At 41.0% G+C, this 19766-nt stretch carries 12 protein-coding genes; 4 read left to right on the top strand and 8 right to left on the bottom strand.

The features are described 5' to 3' along the window. Nucleotides 1-24 precede the first annotated feature (24 nt). The 4 genes from DCK90_RS04115 (at nucleotide 25) to DCK90_RS04100 (ending at nucleotide 4376) form a co-directional block, all read left to right on the top strand. Nucleotides 25-585, top strand: coding sequence for an integrase core domain-containing protein (locus DCK90_RS04115; protein ID WP_159075757.1), 561 nt, complete (start codon nucleotides 25-27; stop codon nucleotides 583-585). A 397-nt stretch (nucleotides 586-982) separates the two neighbouring features. Next, nucleotides 983-2335 (top strand): TrkH family potassium uptake protein, encoded by a 1353-nt coding sequence (locus DCK90_RS04110; protein WP_108244923.1) that lies wholly within the window; start codon nucleotides 983-985, stop codon nucleotides 2333-2335. Between the two features lie 270 nt (nucleotides 2336-2605). Continuing rightward, the gene (locus tag DCK90_RS04105; protein ID WP_234414621.1) at nucleotides 2606-3463 is read left to right on the top strand and encodes an SDR family NAD(P)-dependent oxidoreductase; all 858 of its coding nucleotides are present in this window, start codon (nucleotides 2606-2608) and stop codon (nucleotides 3461-3463) included. A 163-nt stretch (nucleotides 3464-3626) separates the two neighbouring features. Beyond that, nucleotides 3627-4376: a helix-turn-helix domain-containing protein gene (locus tag DCK90_RS04100; RefSeq protein WP_234414619.1), complete on the top strand. Its 750-nt coding sequence runs from the start codon at nucleotides 3627-3629 to the stop codon at nucleotides 4374-4376. A 513-nt stretch (nucleotides 4377-4889) separates the two neighbouring features. Here the strand turns inward: DCK90_RS04100 and DCK90_RS04095 are convergent. From DCK90_RS04095 to DCK90_RS04060, 8 genes are all read right to left on the bottom strand, one after another. After that, nucleotides 4890-5957, bottom strand: a complete 1068-nt coding sequence (locus DCK90_RS04095; protein WP_108244920.1) for an aldose epimerase family protein — start codon at nucleotides 5955-5957, stop codon at nucleotides 4890-4892. A gap of 17 nt (nucleotides 5958-5974) precedes the next feature. Next, a complete protein-coding gene (locus tag DCK90_RS04090; protein ID WP_108244919.1) occupies nucleotides 5975-8038 on the bottom strand; it encodes a TonB-dependent receptor family protein in 2064 nt (687 codons plus the stop codon). Between the two features lie 139 nt (nucleotides 8039-8177). Next, complete coding sequence (locus DCK90_RS04085) at nucleotides 8178-11015, bottom strand: family 16 glycoside hydrolase (RefSeq protein WP_108244918.1); 2838 nt, start codon at nucleotides 11013-11015, stop codon at nucleotides 8178-8180. A 62-nt stretch (nucleotides 11016-11077) separates the two neighbouring features. Beyond that, the gene (locus tag DCK90_RS04080) at nucleotides 11078-11995 is read right to left on the bottom strand and encodes a DUF6807 family protein (RefSeq protein ID WP_108244917.1); all 918 of its coding nucleotides are present in this window, start codon (nucleotides 11993-11995) and stop codon (nucleotides 11078-11080) included. Between the two features lie 56 nt (nucleotides 11996-12051). Then, complete coding sequence (locus DCK90_RS04075) at nucleotides 12052-13752, bottom strand: RagB/SusD family nutrient uptake outer membrane protein (RefSeq protein WP_108244916.1); 1701 nt, start codon at nucleotides 13750-13752, stop codon at nucleotides 12052-12054. Between the two features lie 16 nt (nucleotides 13753-13768). Beyond that, a complete protein-coding gene (locus DCK90_RS04070) occupies nucleotides 13769-17143 on the bottom strand; it encodes a SusC/RagA family TonB-linked outer membrane protein (protein WP_108244915.1) in 3375 nt (1124 codons plus the stop codon). 134 nt (nucleotides 17144-17277) lie between these two features. After that, nucleotides 17278-18525 (bottom strand): MFS transporter, encoded by a 1248-nt coding sequence (locus tag DCK90_RS04065; protein ID WP_108244914.1) that lies wholly within the window; start codon nucleotides 18523-18525, stop codon nucleotides 17278-17280. A 77-nt stretch (nucleotides 18526-18602) separates the two neighbouring features. Continuing rightward, nucleotides 18603-19721, bottom strand: a complete 1119-nt coding sequence (locus tag DCK90_RS04060) for a Gfo/Idh/MocA family protein (protein WP_108244913.1) — start codon at nucleotides 19719-19721, stop codon at nucleotides 18603-18605. Nucleotides 19722-19766: the final 45 nt, after the last annotated feature.

The raw sequence follows: 19766 nt of genomic DNA, 5'->3' as shown, positions 1-19766 counted from the left end.
AGCTAAAAAGAGTGGTTTGCCTTAGTGGCAGACGGACTTTACCTACCTGAAGATTGTCGGGTGGGGCTGGTACTATCTCTCGACCATACTGGACGATTACAGCCGGTATATCATCCATTGGAAACTCTGTCCCTCCATGAACGCCGGGGACGTGAAGAAAGCCGTGGCAAGGGCATTGGAAAAGGTATCTTTCCCCAAGGGAAAATGCCAAGGCTGCTGTCCGACAACGGGCACTGTTACATCAGTGGCGAACTGAAGGAGTTCATAAAGGAAAGGGAGGTGGAGCATATCCGGGGAAAGCCCAACCGCCCACAGACACAAGGCAAGATAAAGCGTTACCACCGTTCGATGAAGAACATCATCAAACTGGACAACTATTATCTGCCGGGGGAGCTCAAGGAAAGATTGGAAGAGTTCGTGGACCATTACAACAACAGGAGATATCACGAATCATTGGACAACCTGACCCCTGCAACCGTATATTTTGGATTGGACAAAAAGATATTGGAAAACCGTAAATTGATAAAGAGAAGAACGATGCTCAAAAGAAGAAAAGAGCACCAAATTCAAAAGTTGAAACTATGACTTAACTTTGGACCGGGCCAGTTCAGATTCGTTTGAAGACGTACAATAAAACGATATCTCTTTTTGTCGTTTGTAAAAAACTTGTGTTTGCCCAATTTATGACCCCTAGCGTCCTAAATCTTCTTTGACACGTCGGTAACATTGACTCCATAGTTATTTTTCATAATTTTAAAATTGACCGTTGAATACGTTGCATAAACTATTTTCTATCTTGGATAACGATACACCAAGTATGCCTATTGGTTGCATGCAACTTTTAGCAGAAAAAGGACTGATACGTCTAGTAAGGCTTAACTTAGAGACCGTTTTGGTCTCCCCTTTCTCCTGTTAAAATTATGAATTCAAAGTAAAGGAGACCGTTGTGTATCATTTAAGACCAAAAACCTGATTACAAAAAATGGAAAATAAACCCTTCAAAAAAATATCTAATTGGTACCAAAAATTACAAATTAGTAAATCACCTCAAATGAATTTAGTTTGGGGATTTTTTTTGTATACACTAATTGGATTCATTTTATTGTCTATTCCTTTATTTCACAAAACCGACATATCTTTTTTAGATAATTTATTCATTTCGATTTCTGCCATTTCAACTACTGGACTTGTAACTATAAGCGTTTTCGATTCCTATAATTTTTTCGGTCAGTTTATTATTATGGCATTAATACAAATTGGCGGAATTGGATACATGACGCTAACGACTTATTATTTACTATTTACTACAAAAAAAATAACGCATTGGCATAGTAAATTAATAGGTGCGGAATTTACTTTACCCAATACAATTCAGATAAAAGATTTCGTAAAAAGCGTTATTGTTTTTACCCTGATAATGGAAACTATTGGAGCTATTCTTTTCTACTTTGCCTTTACCAATTCCGGAATGGGAGGTTTAAAAGCAATTTGGTTTTCAATTTTTCATAGTATTTCATCGTTTTGTACAGCTGGGTTTGGATTATTTAATGATAGTTTCGAAAGTTATCAAGAACATACTTTTATAAATACAATTATTTCTTTATTAGCCATTTCTGGTTCTTTGGGTTTTATTGTTATAACAGATTTGTGGTATCGAATTAGAGGTAAATCAAAAGAAATTTCGTTTACAACAAAAATCATTATTTATGGTTTTTTGATTTTGCTTTTTTTAGGCACTTTTCTCATTTATACAACTGAGCCGCCATCTATTCTCAGCTCAAATAGTTCATTAATGACCTCTTTCTTTCAAGCAATGTCAGCCATGACAACAGTTGGATTTAACACGATACCTATCGGTGAATTATCCTTGCCAATATTATTGCTTATAACCTTTCTTATGTATATCGGAGCTTCTCCCTCGGGAACAGCTGGAGGAATGAAAATAACGACATTAACGGCAATGCTATCGATATTGAAAAGCCGATTGTTTGGTCAGAAAAAAATTACATTTTTAAATAGAAGTATACCATTTGAAAGAATCTATGTTGCCACATCAACTTTTATGCTCTACACGAGTTTAATTTTCTTGTTTTCATTTTTACTTTCTTACTTTGAAAACTTTTCTTTTGAAAGCATATTGTTTGAAGTAGCATCCGCTTTAGGAACTGTTGGATTAAGCACAGGAATCACTGGGGATTTATCCAACATTGGGAAATTATTGATTATTATTTTGATGTTTATTGGACGAGTAGGAGTCCTTACTTTTGGATTTGCTTTGTTGCAACAAAAAGAGAACGATTCAAAAAAAATCAGAACTGATGACTTGGCTGTATAACATAATAGTACTAAGAAAAATAGAAAAAACGCCGTACAACAATGCTAATAAGTAATTGCTTGTTCCCGCATACTTCCAAAATCCGCATGGATTTTCAGTTTGATGTGTACCTGCCCGCCGGGCAGGCAGGCTTGCAAAGTTAAGTACCAACCCATACAACCACTCAAATCCGAGACTCTTAGCGGAAATATGACAAATCAACTGTAATCTTGAATTGTAATACGTTTATCCTTGATTTGAAAACTTTTTGAATCTGTATGCCTTGTAGTTTTGCTAAAAACAAAAATTATGGGTGAACATAAAGTTTGGCTTATTACCGGAGCCTCTAAAGGAATGGGGCTTGAAATTACAAAAGCAGTTCTGGGAAATGGTGACAAAGTCATTGCAACTTCACGAAATACGGACACACTTTTGGAAAAAGTTGAAGAACACAAGGGAACCTTACTTCCAATAAAATTGGAGGTCACTAATGAAAAAGATGTTGAAAATGCAGTTTTAAAAGGCATAGAAACATTTGGACAAATAGATGTTGTGATCAATAATGCGGGATATAACCTGTTAGGTAATATCGAAGAAATAAGTGATGCCGAATTTAGAAAAACCATGGATGTAAATGTTTTTGCAATGACCCATATCATTAGACATGTCCTTCCCCATTTACGGAAGCAAAAATCGGGGCTAATCATCAACACTGCATCTATGATGGGTTATATGAGTTATCCTGCCAACGGAAGCTATAGTGCATCTAAATATGCGGTTATTGGACTGTCAGAGGCCCTTGCCCAAGAAGTCGCTCCTTTTGGTATAAAAGTGACCATCATGGCTCCAGGAACCTTTCGCACAAATTTTATGAATGAGGACACCCTCAATGTTGCGCAACATAAAATTGACGCTTATAATTTAGACAAACAAGTAGAACAGTTTACGGGATTCGATGGCAAGCAATTAGGAAATCCTAAAAAATTAGCAGAGGTAGTACTTCAACTGGCTGAAATGTCCAATCCACCATTGCATCTTCCTTTAGGTTCTGATAGTTACAATGCCATTTTGAAGGTTCGTAAAAACGAAATGGAAGAAATGGAAGAATGGAAAACCCTATCTTTATCCACTGATTTTGAACAACATTAGTGTGAAAAAAACTGCTCCATATAAAATTGAATCAATATCTGAACTCCATAGATTGTTCCATTTACCAAAGCCAATTCATCCATTGGTAAGCGTGATTGATTTTGAACATTTAAAATTCGATTCTAATGAAATTTGGAACAGCTTTTATTATGATTTCTATTGTGTGGCTATTAAAAAAGGTACTTCAGGGAAATTTCGATACGGACAAGCTCATTATGATTTTGATGAAGGTATCATGAGTTTTACCAAACCCGGTCAAATCTTTTCGGTCACGGACCCTACCGATGACCCCGTGTCAGGATATATGACGGTCTTTAAACCTGACCTAATACGACATTATGATTTAGGAAAGAATATTGGCAACTATGGATTCTTCTCCTATGCTGCCGCAGAATCGCTTCACCTTTCCGAAAAAGAGGACCATATCATCATGTCCCTGATGCATCAAATGCAGGATGAGCTAAAAAATAACATTGACCATTACAGTCAGGATTTACTAGTCTCGCACATTGATCTACTTCTCAATTACGCCAAGCGTTTTCACAATAGGCAATTTCTGACTCGAAGCGCTGTGAACAATGACATTGTCGTAAAAATGGAAGAATTGATGGAGGCCTATCTAAAAAGTGATGCTGCACTATCGGGTGTTCCAACGGTCAACTTTTTTGCGGAAAAACTCAATGTCTCTCCCAGTTATTTGAGTGATCTATTAAAAAATGCAACCGGCAGGAATGCACAAACAATCATCCAGGAATCCATAGTTGAAAGAGCGAAGGAACTGCTATCCACCACTAATTTAAGCATAAAGCAAATTGCTTATCATCTGGGGTTTGAATACCCCCAATCTTTCAGCACTATGTTTAAGAGGAACACGCAACAAACACCATTGCAATTCAGAGCATCATTTAATTGAAAAGATTATTACCCTTCCAATACGTTTCTAAAAAAGCAAAAGTGTTTCAATCTAAGTTATTATAGTAGATTTATCATACATTTAAAATCGATAAATCGTTACATTAAATCTGCACTACTTTAAATATCCAATATCAGTTTGTAACCTGCCCTTTGAAAAGAACTACTTGTATATCCTTTCGCATAAATTCGGGATGACTGGCCCAATAAACATCCAGTACACCACTATAAACCAACACGTTATGTCTATTCTTTAAAAAATCACCGAATAGATAACTTTTGACCGTTTCGATATACTTTCTATGACCAAACTAATGAATTCTAGAGACATTCTTGATTAAAACTGTAGCTACTCGATTCAACCCAGCTTACATGATAAATTATGTTAATTAGTTTTTGTTATTCCTTTCTCCGAACAGTATAGTAGATAGTTTTGATTGCTTTAATTATAATGTTTTAACCTTTACAATAAGCACTGTAAAATGTTTAATCCGCAATGATTTTATGTAAATTCTCAAACAACAGAAAGTTTATATATTGTTTTAGTACGATAGACTGTTCCGGGATCCAAACGTACAGAAGGAAACCTTGATTGATTCGGACTATCTGGATAATGTTGAGGCTCCAAACATAGGCCTTGTCTTTTCCCGTATATGATCTTTTTATCGGTTGTACAATATCCACTTAATAAATTTCCACTATAAAATTGAATACTAGGTTCAGTAGTATACACTTCCAATCGACGGCCACTACGCCAATGGTATAATGAAGCTGCTAATTCTAGATTACCGTTCTCTTTATCTAAAATCCAACAATGATCATAGCCTTTCCCTATCAACAATTGCTCATCATTGTCAAAAATGGAATCGCCTATGGTTCTATATTTTCCAAATTCAAATGGTGTTCCCTCTACGGGGCGATATTCTCCAATTGGAATCATTTTATCGTCCACGGGCAAATAAGATTCCGCATTCAATAATAACTCATGATCCAAAATATCCCTTGAAAAATCTGCTGAAAGATTGAAATAACTATGCTGCGTAAGGTTAATGATTGTTGGGCGGTCAGTTGAAGCCTCATATTGGACCTCAAGTGCATTATCATCCTTAAGGGTGTAGGTGACCTTTACATCAAGATTTCCAGGATATCCTTCTTCCATATGATGACTGGTATATGTCAAGATAAGAGATGTAGATTCCATCTTAATCCTTGTTGTAGCATTCCAAACCACTTTATCAAAGCCCTTTTCTCCACCATGGAGATGATTTTCGTTTTCATTTTTGTTCAATTCATACTTTTTTTTGTCAAGTATAAAACTGCTATTTGATATCCTATTTGCGAATCTTCCTATTAACGCTCCCAAAAAAGCACCTCCTTCCATATAGGACCTTAAATCATTAAAATTTAGAACTATGTTGCCTTGGTTTCCATCTTTATCCTTAGAAGTCCATCTGGAAATTATACCTCCATAATTAATAATATCAACTTCCATTCCATCAACGTTCCTTAGCGTATATTTATACACTTTTTCTCCTTCAGGAGTTTCTCCAAATTGTTTTTTTTCAAGACGTGTATCCTTCATTATTTTATAGTAATTAGTTAAAATTGATATTTCAAACCCATACTCCCATAATAATTCCGACCATTTCCAGGGTAAAAATATCTGGGTTCTGCCCCACCAAAACCAACTGCATTGATCAATACGGATTGGGCATAATTTTCATCAAAAACATTGTTGATGCCGGCATTCAGGCCCAAATGAATGTGTTGGGAAATAGAAGTTTGATAACCGATTTTGGCATTGAACACATTAAAAGAGTCGCTATAGGCCGAATTTGCATCCGTAAGGGGAATTTCATCCACAAATTGGTGGGTAAGGTTCAAATGCAGACCACTGGTGTGTTGCACATCCAATCCAGAACTGATCAAATGTTTTGGAACTCCCGTGAGCGGATTGCCAGAATAATCGTTGTCGCCATCCACAAAATCCACAAAGCTATGGTCGTTCAGGGTATAGCTGAGGTAAGGCGTTAGGGTAAGGGTTTGCAAAAGCTTTCCCCGGTACTGTAGGTCCAATTCCACACCTTGGTGACGGGTTTTCCCAGCATTTCTTCCAATATATTGGTCTTCCCCGACACGTTCTGCCACCAAAAGGTTTTCCACATTCATTCGGTACAGCATAACATTGACAGATAATCTTTTGCCAAACGGTAACCATTCGCTGCCCAACTCATAATTAACTCCAGTTTCCTGGGCAATATCTGGGTTGATGATTCCACCTGGAGTCAAGGTTTCCTCCAAACTGGGGTTCGAGAAACCACGGCTGATGTTGGCATAGATTTTTCCGTTTTCCAATTGATAGTCGATTCCAAGATTGGGCAACAAGATCGCATCAAAATCGCGTTCGGCAGATGCATTGCCATCACCTTGATCGAACAAATCCCGAAAATCATAAAAGGTTTTGTTCAGGTTAAGGCCCAATTGGGCGGTTAAATTTTCAATAACCGGATATGTGAATGTTCCAAATAGGGTAAACTGTCTTCTAAATTCTTTGTTATTACTCAATGGGTCACCTAGCAAGCTGCCATTTCCATCATTTTCTTGGTATAAATTTTCAAAAGTGCCCCACTGATATTCATCTTTGTAAAGTTCTCCACCAAAGGTGAACTGGGCTTTTTCCCATTCACCCGCAAAACTAGACCTAATACCAAACCCGTTGGTGTACTCATTTAAAATATCAAAGGGCCGTGGTTCGTAATGATCTAAGTAGGTATAGAAAATGCTGGTTGTATTTTGAAGGTGTTCGAAAAACCGATACGTATGCGAGAGACCTGTTAAAATATATTTATTGGCTTCGTATCCCTGTGCAGCCAGCCAATTTGATGCTGCCCGGGTTGGGTCTTCATCAAAATAGGTCTGGTTGATGGAACTTGGAATATGGGCAGTGTAATCTATATAATTCATCAAAATGGACAGACTGCTGTTTTGTCCAGTCCTAAACTGTGTGTTCAACAAAAAACCATCCCGAACAAACTGACTGTTCTGTCGGTAGCCATCCGTTTCCAGGTGATTGTAGCTTAAGCTCAGGTTAAAACCATCTTCGGAATGCGAAAATGTGAGATTGTCCTTTAACATATTATAGGAGCCCACTGAAAATGAATTGATCAATTGGGACCTATCTTCCACCGATGCCTTGGTGTCCAACAAAAAGGCCCCTCCAAGATTGGCACCATATGCAGTGCCTTTGGGGCCTTTGATAATTTCTATTGCCCCCAGGTTCTCAAAATCGAAAGCTTCGATTGTGCTTGCACCTGTGCCATTGGTTACGGGAATTCCGTTAAAATACATACGAAGCTTATTAGTGCCGTAAGGAGTCCTTGCCCCAATGCCACGGACTGTGATTCGGTTAGTGTTTATGGCGCCGGATAAAAGATAAACTCCCGAAATCTGGTTGATGGCCGAGGGAATATCCGTTGGGTTGAACCGTTCAAAAGTTTGCCCGTCAATTTTGGATGATGTTGTGATTCCCGTAGCTTTTTTTGGGATAGCATTATGGATCAAAACAATTTCATCCAATTGGGTTATGGTATCCTTGGGGGTGGCTTGCGCATGAGTCAATAATCCCATTAGACCAAAGGCAACAATTGGTAAAAGTTTTGTCATTTTAAGTATCTCTCTTTTTCGGTTTAGGGGCTCGGCGAAAAAAGGCGTAGCACAATACTTGCGCTACGCCAACAAACTAAACTAAACCAACTAATCTAGATTGATTTTTGATTGGTCGGTCCCAACTATTATAATGCACTTATAGTTTTCTTATTCGAATGTTTTTCCATTTCATGGTAAAAGGCCCAGGTTCTTCAACACCGTGCATTTGAAGCCCTATAAAGCCTTTAGGGTTTGTTTTGTAAACCTCTTCATTGGTGAGGTCTTCAATCTGTATACCATTCAACCAAGTCTGGATACGGGGTCCTTCGGCCAAAATGCGCAATTTGTTCCAGCCATCCTCATTTAGATAATTGTGGCCGTTCTGTATCTTTTCGTCCGAGGACAACCAACCTGTTCCTAAGGCCTCTCCATATATAAGTCCTGTTGTCGGGGTACCTGGCTCCCTGTTTCGTTGCATTTCCACTTGGGGCCCGTACACACGACCGGCCCTTCCCCTTTGGTGTTCTGCTTCAGAAACCGGTTTTGTCCTACTTCGTATTTGAATTCCAGAATTGGTCACATCATCGACCATAATATCCAAGGTCAGTTCAAAATCGTCAAACTCATCCACCGTACACAGGAAGGAATTGGGACTTCCCTGTGCTGTTCGGCCTACAATGCTTCCATCCTCCGCAAAATAGTCGTGCCATCCATTGAGTTGTACCCAACCTTCCAATGATTCACCGTCAAACAAATCGGTCCATTCTGAATACTTCTCCTTCACCTCTTGTCCATTTTCAAGGACTTCATCGGGCAGGGCAAATGCAATTACGGAATCACCATATTTGGTCGCGTTCTTTCCTCCACCACCAGCTGCTATCACCAAATATTGTTTCCCATCTATCATGTATACACTTGGGGTGGCATAGCCTGCTGCAGGCAATTTATATTCCCAAAGCACATCGCCATTATGCGAATTGAAGGCCCTGATTTTTTCATCCGGGGTGCCGGCCATAAAAACCACATCTCCGGCTGTGGCCACCGGACCTCCAAAACTCTTGGAGCCTGTATTTCGTATGCCTTGCTCTACCAGTTCTGGATATTCGCCCAATGGAACTTTCCATAGGATATTTCCCGTACCAAGGTCAACCGCATTCAATGTCCCCCATGGTGGAGCGATTGCAGGGTACCCGTTCTGGTCCACAAAAAATGGCGCTTGATTGGAATATCTGGTTTTTGATTTAACCGATTCTTTGGCTTTACCTTCGTCGCCATCACTTTTCAAAAAGGCGATAAGGTCGTTTACCTGTTCTTCCCCTAATTGCTCAAATGAAGGCATCATCCCTTTTCCGTTGAACAACAAATCCTTGATTTCCCCATCCGACAATTGAAGATCGGTCAACTTAGGAAATGCTGGTGGGTTTCCCTGTCTGTTTGCCCCATGGCAAGATGTACAGGCATTATTGTACAACAAAGCGCCCCGTTGTTCTGGTGTTGCCTCCTCCTTGTTTTCCAGTTCTTGATATTTTACCAACTTGTGAATGGTGGGAGCCTCGTTTACATTGATATATACTACATTGGTGTATGGATCATATGATCCTCCGCCCCACTCCATTCCTCCTTGGTGTCCTGGCATAGTAATGGTTCCCTGCTCAGAGGCCGGGGTATATAGATTTCCTGTTCTATATTTTTTGAATTCCTTGAGAACGTATTCATGCACTTCTGGAGTGATGTTGCTCAAATCCGATTCGTTCAGCGTAATCCTGTTCAATGGTGGCGGCTTTACAGGAAAGGGCTGCGTGGCCCAAGCTTCTTCGCCCGGAACATCTGAGGCCGGTACCGGCAATTCGACCACGGGGAATATTGGTTTTCCTGTTTGCCTGTCCAAAACAAAGGTCAATCCCATTTTTGTAAACTGCACCACCGCCTCTTGGATGGAATCCCCCACCTGAATATCGGTGAGCATAGGTGCCGGAGGATTGTCATAATCGAATATGTCGTGATGTATATTCTGATAGTGCCATTGCCTTTCTCCTGTGGTGGCATCCAATGCTATGATACAATTACCGAAAAGTCCTTTCCCTTTTCTGTTACCTCCATGGATAAAGTCGGGAGCCGGAGATCCTGTGGCAAAAAACACCCATCCCCTTTCTTCGTCCAGGGAAAAACCTCCCCATGGATTGGCCCCACCGTAGACCACGTCTTCTTCGAACTCCCACGTATCGTAACCAAACTCACCTTCTTGTGGAATAGTATGGAATATCCATTCAAATTCACCGGTCTTGGCATTATATGCCCTGATATCCCCAGGGGTAGAAAAACTGCCTTCTGGTACGCGGGACCCAACGATCAAGTAATTTTTATAAACTATCCCCGGAGAGGTCATCTCAACGGATGCATCTTTTGGGTCCACGGGTAAATTTTGCCTAAGGTCTATGAATCCATCTGGGCCAAAATCATCAATTCGTTTTCCCGTACGGGCATCAAGGGCATATACCCTGTCCTTAACAAAATTGAATATCCTTCCATTTTCACCATTGGCATCTTCCCAGTAGGTAACACCTCGGCTTCGGCCTCTGAAATCCTTTTTGTCCGGGCTGTATAGAGCGGGGTCAAACACCCATTCTTCCTTACCGGTTACCGCATCAATGGCCACTACATGCAATTTGGGAGTAGTAAAATACATCAACCCATTTACCACTATGGGGTTACTGTACATGGAAGGTCTATCGGGATCACCGTGCTTGTATTCCCAAACAGGCTCCAGAGCATGCACATTTGCCGCATTTATCTGCCCAAGTTCGGAGTACTGATTGGCCTTTTTATCTCCTCTATATATGGCCCAATCGGTAAAATTATCATACTTGTCCGTGTTCTCTCCTTTGGCCACGGTGGCCGAACCGGACTCCCCCTTTTTGGGGTCCTCGGCGGTATCGCAGCTGTACAATGCGATAATCGTTGCCAGACAAACAATAGCTTTCTTTTTAGTCGTCATTAATTTAAGTGGTTTTAGTTAGTTCTTGTGTACACATAAGTTATTTTCCTGAATTGCTTCCTTTACAATTCTTCACAAACAAATTCTTTCCAGGTACGTGCAATAAGGTCATTGTCCCGGTTGCCGGTGTAGATCAACAATCTATACTTTATAGTCTCTGTTGAACCCTTTGGAATCTTCCAATCACCCAATATTTGAATAGAGGGGCCCAAACCAAACTGGCTGTCTACACGCCATGGTGTAGGGAAGGCCCTATTGTCCGGATGGTCCATCATTGCAATGTGAGCCAAATTCGTTCTTCCGGGAACCTGTATGCCAACATCCGCCCAAATTGCTCTTTGGGCCTCCGCTTCAAGATTCTTTTTACCGTCGGAGTTTACTATTTCGGCGTTATATCCTTTCTTCCAAGGCATGCGCAAAAACAAGCCGCCAACATAGAATTCTCCCATGGTCACATCCTCTCTAGCACTGCCCTGCCATTCCAAATCCAATATAAAACTTCCTTCTCGCTCTTCCATGGACCATTGTTGAACCTCCTCAAGAATCACTTCACCTTCTTCGTTCAACAAACCATATTTTGTTTGCCATCTTACTATTGCTCCAGAACCCTCCAAAATGGTCGAAGATTCCTTCTTCCAATAGTCTTCTTTCCAGTTCATGAAGTAGTCTCTCTCGTTGACACGTTTTAGTCCCCAATAAAGTCCTGTTTGATGTAAATGATGACCTGGCCCATACTCTGTCAAAACCCCATTACCATCGGGTGCGGCAATAGGATGGATATAGGGCCTGATTCCCGCTTTGACCACTTGTGTCAGAATGGGATTCGACGTATCCTTGGAACGCGAAATAATTAAAGATTCATTGATGCTGTCCGTAATGATGTACAACTTGCTCTCCTGAGCATAAACATTAGGTCCCATGAGTCCCAAAAGGAAGTATACGCCAATAATCTTAAATATATTTTTATTCCTTCTTTTCATACTTTTTCTTTATCAAAATTAGGGGCCAATGGAAATAATCGGCCCCATGGTAAAAATCAATAGCCGGGATTCTGTACAAGTACGGAAGCCCCACTTTCATCTTTGGAAAGGTCTATTTGTCTTTGCGGGATTGGCCAAATCTCATGCTGTCCCTCCGTGAAGGATTTTCCGCATAGGTAGGACATAACCGAACAAGAAACATCCAAATAGTTGTTCATTACCTCTCCGGCTATTCCCCAGCGTACTAGTTCATAAAACCTATATCCCTCCATAGCTAATTCAATTCTATTCTCATGCCTAATGGCCCGTAGGGCAAATTCCCTGTCTGGGAAAATAGCCGGATAAGGTTCTACACTGTAGTTTGCCGCTGGTGTACCATCATCAAAACGCACCACATTGGAATTTTTGGCCCGATTTCGAAGCTCGTTGATCAAATTGGTCGCTGTTTCCAAGGAACCTCCCGTGGCTTCGACCTCTGCTTCGGCCAACCATAGCATAACATGGCTCAACTTAAACTTACGGTAATTGTTGGCATTGGGAAATGTCCTCCCTGTATTACTGGACATTGTTCCTCTTTCAGATTTCAAGAACATGGGCTTTTTGTTTATGTAAGGGCCTCCATTAATAGGGTCACGAATCCAAGAATGTCCTTCCTGAATGCCCCAATCCAAGAAAGGTACCCCTGGCCTACCTATGGTGTGATCCAATCGAGGGTCCACGGGACCTTCATACAAAACACTCTCTCCATCTTGATCATAAGGAAATATATCATCTTCGGAAAAGGTATCATCCAGAAGTGGCAGTCCATTTTCACCAACTCTATATGCAGTTACCAGATTATGGGAAGGCTGAAAAAATCCACTTCCTCCCATAAAGGTCATTCCTATTATACTATTGCCTATACCAGCATTTGGGGATCCATTAAATCCATCATTTACTGCATACTGAATTTCAAATATGGACTCCTTGTTATTGAGGTGGGCAATCCTATAATTCTGTTCATAGCTCTCCATCAATTCAAAAGGGCCATTGTTGTAGATATCCCGTAAAATGGGCAGAGCATCATCAAACCGCCTTTGGAACATATAAACATAGGCCAAATAGGTCTTGGCCGCCCACGAAGTGGCCCTTCCCTTATCCTCCCAACTTCCCGGAAGGTTGTCTGCTGCAAATTGTAAATCTGCTTCTATTTCCGGCCAAACCAAATGATCATTGGGCACTACAGACGGATTCTCTGTATTCTCATCGATATAAGGAACTGGACCATGCACCCTTGTAAGTTCAACATAGTAATGAGCCCTTAAAAATTTGGCCTGCCCCTCTACCTGTGCCTTTTCCTGTTCGTCCATATCCTCCACATCTGGAAGGATACGCAAAATATCGTTTGTTCTTAGGACACCATCGTACATCGGGGCCCAGTGGTTGGCCACATAAACGTTGGCAGCATCCACATAAAATCCTTCAATGGCATTAATGGGAGCCTGGTCTCCTGCCACGGTACCCTTGTAGGCATTATCGGAAGCCACTCCTCCCCAAACCCAATTGGAATCTGCTCCTGCCCAACCTTCTCCATTTTTTCCATTGACACCGTCCACAACGGCATAGGCACCTGTCAACAATAAATCTATACCTGTTTGGTTTACCAAGTCTTCAACTTGGGATTCTCCTTTGGGCCGTATATCCAAAAGATCATCTTTTGAACAAGATCCAACTAAAACCAACAACAGTATCAATTTGATTAAATGTATTTTTTTCATCTTGTTATGTTTTTGATTAAAGATTAATATTGATTCCCATCATAAATATCTGAGATGGGGGATATAGACCGGAATCCACTCCTATTTGACGATCGTCACCAGAACTTGTTTCCGGGTCTATTCCACTGTAATTGGTGATGGTGAACAAGTTCGTTGTCTGTAGATAAATCCGGAACCTGTTCAATCCGCCGAGCTTCTCCAACACCTTTTCTGAAAATGAATAGCCAAGCTCAAAGTTTTTCATTCTAAAATAGGAACCATCCTCTACAAAAAATGTTGATGGTCTTTGCATTACAGAATCATCGTTCAACGAAATGGGCACAGTAATCCTATCCCCATTCTGATATCTTTCCGGCGTCCAAGATTCATACAAACGTTTTTTAAGATAATTCCCATCAAAACGGTTGAACAAAACTGTACGGCTACTGAAATTGACCAAATCATTCCCAAGAACGCCTTGGAAGAACATGGTCATGTCCCAATTCTTATACTTAAAATTCATGTTGAGTCCATAAGATAGATCAGGGTGTGGACTACCTATAAAGGTTCTATCATCTGGATCAATTACCCCATCACCGTTTACATCCCTATACTTGAAAACCCCTGGTCTACTGTAGGCATCTACACCAGATACATCAGGATTGTATGGTGCATGTGAGTCTACTTCTTCCTGTGTGTTGAAATACCCATCCACGATATATCCGAAAAAAGAAGATATAGGTCTTCCCGGGGTAGTCGCGGTATAAGTATCATTCAATAAAGAGTTTCCAAATCTAATTTCATCAGGGTTATCGTTAAGGCGGATCACCTCGTTTTTATAATGAGAAAGATTAGCACTAATAGTATATTGTAGCGGACTGTCAATATCACTTCTGTAGTTCATAATTAAGTCGATACCAGAGTTTCTCATCTCCCCTACATTCACGGAAGAAAGTTCCAACGCACCCCATGTATCCGGTTTGACATCAGGATACAGCATATCTGTTGTTTTTCTTGTATATACATCTACAGAAGCATCAAATCTATAATCGAAGATTGAAAAATCCACACCTATATTTGTAGTGGTATTGGTTTCCCATTTACTTTCCGGATTACCCAGTTTATAGGCATGAAAACCTGCTTGGGTCGAGGTGGATCCCGAACCGCTAAGGTTATAATAGGATTCAAAGCCATCTGCACGATAGGTACTGTAGGCATTGTAGTTTCCTACATTATCATTACCGTTCTGGCCCCAGCCTACCCTAAGCTTTAAGCTGTTCAACCAATCTACATCGTCCATAAACTTCTCATCGCTTACTCTCCATCCTGCGGAAAATGCCGGGAACACCCCCCATCGATTTTCTTCATTAAACCTAGAAGATCCATCTCTACGGGCAACAGCTTCGAACAGATATTTGCCTTTGTAATTATAATTCACCCGTCCAAAAAAGGAGAAAAGTGCCCATTCATCAAAGAAACCTTCATTGGTTTGATTTTCGGTTCCTGCATTTAAAATCATGTAATCCAAATCGGTAAAAGCAAATGAAGACCTTCCGGCAGCAAAATATTCCAATCTATTTTTAATCTGTTCCATTCCCAGAAGCACATCCAATGAATGATCTTCTCTAATAGTTTTGGAATAATTTAAAGTATTTGTGAAATTATATTGAAACCCCTCATTATGACTAAGCTCTAGGCTATTGTTAAAGTTGGTCTGTGTAAATTCTGGATTGGCCAAGGTACGGTCTTCAGCCTTTCTGTTGTTGCTATCCACACCCAACATAGTCTTAAAAGTAAGGTCATCAGTCAGGTTGAATTGCAAGTAAACATTTGCCAAAATCCGTAGCTGTCTAGAAAAGTCATCCTTATCCCTATATAGTATTGCTACGGGATTTTGTGCATTTCCAGTACCTTTGGATTGGGTACCTGCAAAATTTCCACGGATATCATAAACAGGAATGATAGGGTGTGTTCTAAGAGCGTATTCTATCGCTGAAGTAGACAGGTTTCCTTTTCTATTGCTTCTTGTTAAACTCAAGCTTTGTCCAACTTTGAACCAATCGGTAATGTTGATATCGGTGTTGGCCCTCAAACTGTAGCGGTCAAAACCGGTGTGGTTCAATATTCCTTCTTGATTTAAATAACCTCCTGATATGGCATAGTTCATATCTTCGGTACCTCCACTAACGGAAAGATTATATTCCTGTATCGGGGCTACGGTGAAAATTTCATCCAACCAGTCCGTCCCCTGCTTGTTGGCCCTTGTTATACCATAATATGGGTCGCCAAAATTGTAAAGACTCTCATCCACTTCTCCTTCCATCCTTCCGTTGGGGAAAATATAATCCGGGATTTGCGGTGTAGCTCCGTTACCATATTGAAGGTCTCCCCAACCCGGGTCTCCGACCTCTATCCCATCATTGGTGAATTTTTGCCATTTCAGTAATCCTACTTCCTCGGTATTCAACAAATTTATATTGTTGTTGGCTCTTTGTACCCCTGATCGTACACTGAGGCTAAGACTTGGCTTTCTGCCCTTGCTTCCCCTTTTTGTGGTCACCAAAATTACACCGTTTGCCGCACGGGAACCATAAATTGCTGATGAAGCTGCATCCTTCAATACGGTCATGGATTCAATATCGTTGGGATTCACCCCGCTGAGGCCTGTGGTTGTGGGCACTCCATCTATTACATATAGCGGGTCATTGTTGTTTATGGAACCCACACCCCTCACACGCACAACGGCATTTCCTCCAGGGGCGCTGTTGGTGGTAATGGTAACACCTGCAACGCGTCCCTGCATTCTTGAGGCGGCATCACCACCCGTAGGTACTGCGTTCAGTTCTTCTTCGTCCACAGTAGCTACAGAACCGGTAAGGGATTCTTTGCTCTGGGAACCATATCCTACAACAATCACTTCATCGAGCCCTGCAGCACTTTCTTCCAAAGCAATGGTAAATGTCGATTGCCCATCAACAGGAATTTCCTTGGCTGCAAATCCGATATAGGAAACCACTAATGTCCCATTCTCATCGGCCAACGAAAGTGAAAAGTTTCCGTCAAAATCGGTTTGCACTCCATTAGTTGTGCCTTTTTCTACAATATTGGCTCCCGGCAAGGGCTGGCCATTGGTATCTGTCACGGTACCAGTTACATTGAACTGGTAAGTGTTCTTCTTTGTCTTGTCTGAATAAAAAGTGTTCTTTTCTACACTTTTCTCCATTGCAGTACCAATAATTGGATCAAATTTGCTTTCTTTGTCAATAGGAGCGCTAATCTCCTCACTTAAATGAGAGGCAGTAGCATCTATCACAAATAGTGTTGTTAGTGATAAAAGAAGTGCCAACTTCCATCCAAAGATTTGGTAACAGCAATTATCCAATACCCATAAGGGATTTGATATTTTTTTCATAATTTCAAGGTTTGTGTTAGTTAATTATTATCTGCCCTATCGGAAAATGATCCACCATTTTCCGATTTTTTTTTCGTGTGTATCAACACATATTTCAATCAGTTTGTTTGTTTTATTCAATAAATTTTATCGCATTAACCCGCATTCACTCTCGGCGAATCGGTCAATGCCGGAGTTGATTTCTTTTTTTGATGTATCCAGAAGAAAAGAATGACAAAAAGCACAATAAGTATAATCGGGAAGACCACCATTCTTTTTAGTGTTTCTTGACCTGCTTCCAGTTCCAATGCATCTCCGGCAAGGCCCATTGACGTTGCCGTAGCCCTGGCACTATCTATCCAGTCGCCTATGATGGGCTGAAAAATTGACGTGGAGAAAAAACCGATCGCTCCCACCACGGACATTCCCAGAGCACCACTTTTAGGGATTTTCTCGGCCACGAACCCAATCATATTTGGCCAGAAATAGCAGACCCCAACGGCGAATATCGCTGCGGCAACATAAATCATTCCACCTGTTTGGCTGCTGAGCAAAAAGATACCTAGAGCGGTAAAAATCGCCGAACCCAAAAGGACCCCACTTTGATCGAACCGATGGACAATCTCTCCACCGAAATAGCGTCCAAATGCCATGATTCCGGTGATTAAGGCCAATACCAACATGGGCACTGCCCCACTCTTCTCCAATACAAGTTGGGCCCATTGGGTCGGTCCAAACTCGGAAATGGCCGTCAATGCCATACATGATGCTATAAAAATGAACATGGGCGATACCATGGCCTTAAAATTAGCCTTGACGCTGGCTGCTTCCTCTACTCTTGGCTTTGGAAATTCCTGCCCATAGAACATATATGCATAAAGAAAGGTAGGGATAAAGAAAATCCAAATTTGGGCTTCCCATCCCAAATTAAGACCGGTCATAACATACGATATCAAGCTTCCGAGCACAATTCCGCCAGGGAACCACATATGGAAACGGTTCATTAAAGTATTCATCATCTTTCCCTGGTAACTATCTGCAATCATGGGGTTACAAGCGGCTTCCGTACATCCATTCCCAAGACCGATCAATAGGGTCGATATCATTAAACCGATATACCCTCCGGAATAAATGGTCAGCAAAATACCTGCGGAATGTGCCACAAAAGCAAAAGCCATTATATTTCTGGGCCCGATGACATGATAGAACAATCCCCCTATTACCATTGTGATAGGGAAGCCCAAAAACCACATCTGGTTGATGTATCCTAGTTGCTTTGCAGTCAAATCAAAGGTCACGGCCAATTCCGGAAGAATCCCAGCTCGAATACTAAAGGAGAAGGCCGTTGTTATTATTGCAAAACAACTTCCATAAAAGAGTCTTTTCTTATTGTTCTTTTCCATAATTCGTTACCTGTTGTAATTTTTACTTGATTATTATTTTCGAGGTATCAAAATAACATTTAACCGGGTTTTGACCATCAGTCTTCCGAAAGTGTGAAATCCGGCATCTTTATAATCTCTCCCCCGTTCATGGCGGACTCGTGTGCCAAGATTCCAACACAGGTTATGTTTGCGGATTGGACCGCGTTCGGATAAGGTTGCCGCCCCTCCATCAAGGCACTTACAAACTCGTGCGCCAAATGTGGATGAGATCCTCCATGCCCTGCTCCTTGTATAAAGGAAAGGTGTTGGTTGTCATCGGAATCATAAACACCGGCGCTGGTAAAATTTGCAATCTTTTCTGGCAGCAGGTGCGCATAGTCCGGCACCTCTACACGTTCAGGTGTCTCTCCAGTATGAATGACCGGGTTTTCATTTTCTATTAAATTCCATTCAAAGGATTTAAGGCTTCCGTAAATATCAAAGCTTTCACAATATTGTCTTGCCGTATTAAAAAGGGAACGGGTTATTTCGGCAGATAAATCGGACTTCCTGAATTTGATGTGACAGGTTTCCACAGCAAACGGGGAGCCATATTTACCAATCAATTCCTCATCAATCCTACCAGAACCAAAACATGACACATATTCGGCCTCAGACCTGGAAAGGGCCAATATTGGACCTACACAGTGGGTCGCATAATGCATTGGAGGCAAGCCCTCCCAATAACCCGGCCAACCCTTCATTTCTTGATGGTGCGACGCCCTTAAAAATTGTATCCTTCCCAAGTCACCATTTTCATACATCTCTTTTACAAAAAGGAATTCACGGCTGTATACCACGGTCTCCATCATCATATAGGTAAGCCCTGTTTCCTTTACGAGCTCTACAATTTGTCTACATTCCTCAACAGTGGTGGCCATGGGAACGGTGCAGGCAACATGTTTTCCTGCCTTTAACGCTGCGATGGACTGCTCTGCATGGTTAGGTATTGGTGTATTTATATGTACGGCATCAATATCAGGGTCTTTAAGCAGCTCGGCATAATCTGTATACCGTTTTGATATGCCAAAAGCATCACCGATTTCATTGAGCTTTTCTTCATTTCGCTGACATATTGCATACATTTCTGCATTGGGGTGTTCTTTATAAATCGGAATAAACTCTGCTCCGAATCCAAGCCCCACAATGGCTACTTTAATACTTTTATCACTCATTTTTATAATTTGGTATTATGGTTTAATTCGTATTGGTTTTATTGG

Source organism: Muricauda brasiliensis, assembly GCF_003057865.1.
GTDB lineage: Bacteria > Bacteroidota > Bacteroidia > Flavobacteriales > Flavobacteriaceae > Flagellimonas > Flagellimonas chongwuensis.
Note: the sequence above shows the minus strand (reverse complement) of the source record. Positions and strands in the feature narration are given on the sequence as shown.

Coding starts and splice junctions, on each gene's coding strand:
- DCK90_RS04060 (WP_108244913.1), bottom strand. CDS start 19,721: ATGAGTGATAAAAGTATTAAAGTAGCCATTGTGGGGCTTGGATTCGGA.
- DCK90_RS04085 (WP_108244918.1), bottom strand. CDS start 11,015: ATGACGACTAAAAAGAAAGCTATTGTTTGTCTGGCAACGATTATCGCA.
- DCK90_RS04095 (WP_108244920.1), bottom strand. CDS start 5,957: ATGAAGGATACACGTCTTGAAAAAAAACAATTTGGAGAAACTCCTGAA.
- DCK90_RS04065 (WP_108244914.1), bottom strand. CDS start 18,525: ATGGAAAAGAACAATAAGAAAAGACTCTTTTATGGAAGTTGTTTTGCA.
- DCK90_RS04090 (WP_108244919.1), bottom strand. CDS start 8,038: ATGACAAAACTTTTACCAATTGTTGCCTTTGGTCTAATGGGATTATTG.
- DCK90_RS04070 (WP_108244915.1), bottom strand. CDS start 17,143: ATGAAAAAAATATCAAATCCCTTATGGGTATTGGATAATTGCTGTTAC.
- DCK90_RS04080 (WP_108244917.1), bottom strand. CDS start 11,995: ATGAAAAGAAGGAATAAAAATATATTTAAGATTATTGGCGTATACTTC.
- DCK90_RS04110 (WP_108244923.1), top strand. CDS start 983: ATGGAAAATAAACCCTTCAAAAAAATATCTAATTGGTACCAAAAATTA.
- DCK90_RS04075 (WP_108244916.1), bottom strand. CDS start 13,752: ATGAAAAAAATACATTTAATCAAATTGATACTGTTGTTGGTTTTAGTT.